The 1,271-nt window shown below is 71.7% G+C and carries 2 protein-coding genes; both read left to right on the top strand.

All coding sequences use genetic code 11. The annotated features are described in order from the left end of the window. The first annotated feature begins 121 nt into the window (after positions 1-121). Positions 122-895, top strand: a complete 774-nt coding sequence (locus tag KGA66_RS29090) for a TetR/AcrR family transcriptional regulator (RefSeq protein WP_211472822.1) — start codon at positions 122-124, stop codon at positions 893-895. Positions 896-931: 36 nt separating this feature from the next. Continuing rightward, a partial coding sequence (locus KGA66_RS29085) for a DUF4873 domain-containing protein (RefSeq protein WP_211472820.1) occupies positions 932-1,271 on the top strand: 340 nt, incomplete at its 3' end.

The raw sequence follows: 1,271 nt of genomic DNA, 5'->3' as shown, positions 1-1,271 counted from the left end.
CGTATCCACCCGCGCCGTTCCCGCCATCGCAGCCTCCTTGCCGCTGTGCCGATCCGCGTCCGACTCGATGCCGGCAGAAGTATGACTTGAAGTAACAGTTACTTCTGGTAGCGTGCTCAACATGAGTGGACCTGTCAAGGCCGGTTCGGGCGCTGCGCTGCCCCCGTCCCGCGAGGGCGACGCGCGCAAGGGGCGCTGGACCGCGCACCGGGCCGCGCGCCGCGCGCAGTTCGTCGACGCCGCTCTGCGCGTGCTGGAGACGCAGGGGCCTGATCTACCGATGGACGCGGTCGCCGCGGAGGCGGGGGTCACCAAGCCGGTGCTCTACCGCTACTTCAGCGACAAGGCGGCCCTTGTCCGGGCCCTCGGCGAGCGTGGCACCGAGCTGCTGTTCGCGCGGCTGCTGCCCGCGCTCAACTGCGACGGCCCGGCGCTGACGCGCACTCGGGAGGCGATCGGCGCCTACTTCGCGGTGATCGACGAGAACCCGAACCTGTACTGGCTGCTCGCCCGCCGCTCGGCCGGCGAGGCACTGGACGGGGTCGACCCGGTGCAGCACGACAAGGAGTTCATCGCCGCGCAGCTGACCGCGGTCATCGGGGACTACCTGCGCGTGTTCGGCCTCGACTCGGGCGCCGCGGAGCCGTGGGCGTACGGCGTGACCGGTCTGGTGCAGAGCACGGGCGAGTGGTGGCTGCAACGCCGCTCGATGAGCCGCGTCCACGTCGTCGAATACGTCACGCAGCTGGTGTGGGCGGCGCTGTCCGGGGTGCTGCGCGACGCGGGCGTGGACATCGACCCGGAACAACCGCTACCGGCCTCGCGCCCCAGGCTCTCCCTGCGTGTCGGCCGCGCCGCCGGAGAGGCCGAACCGACCGGTACCGCTGCGCTCTGACATCGCCCGAACACCGCTCTCGAACAAGGAGGTTCGATGGCTGACTCGCCCGGAGACGACGGATACCGCGGCCCCGCGACCCTCGTCCTCACCGCCGTGCCGTCCGCACCCGAGCTCGCCGTGCAGGTCGACCTGCGCGGCTACTTCCAGCCGATCGACGGCCGCTACCACTGGCACGGCCGCATCGCGGCGCACGACGAACTCACCGCCGCGCTCGCCTCGGGACGCGGTCCGGCGACGCTCACCACGCCGCACGGATCGGCGCCCTGCGAGATCTCGGAGCCGGATCCGTGGAACCGGTACCGCGTCACCGGTGCGTCGACGCCTCCCTTCCCGACCGCTTTCGCCGCGGACGCGTCGCCCGAACACCGGAACC

It is taken from the genome of Actinocrinis puniceicyclus, from assembly GCF_018283645.1.
GTDB lineage: Bacteria > Actinomycetota > Actinomycetes > Streptomycetales > Catenulisporaceae > Actinocrinis > Actinocrinis puniceicyclus.
This window is presented reverse-complemented; position numbering and strand designations above follow the sequence as displayed.

Excerpts from the sequence above, each read along its gene's own strand:
- KGA66_RS29090 (WP_211472822.1), top strand. The coding sequence starts at position 122 with ATGAGTGGACCTGTCAAGGCCGGTTCGGGCGCTGCGCTGCCCCCGTCC.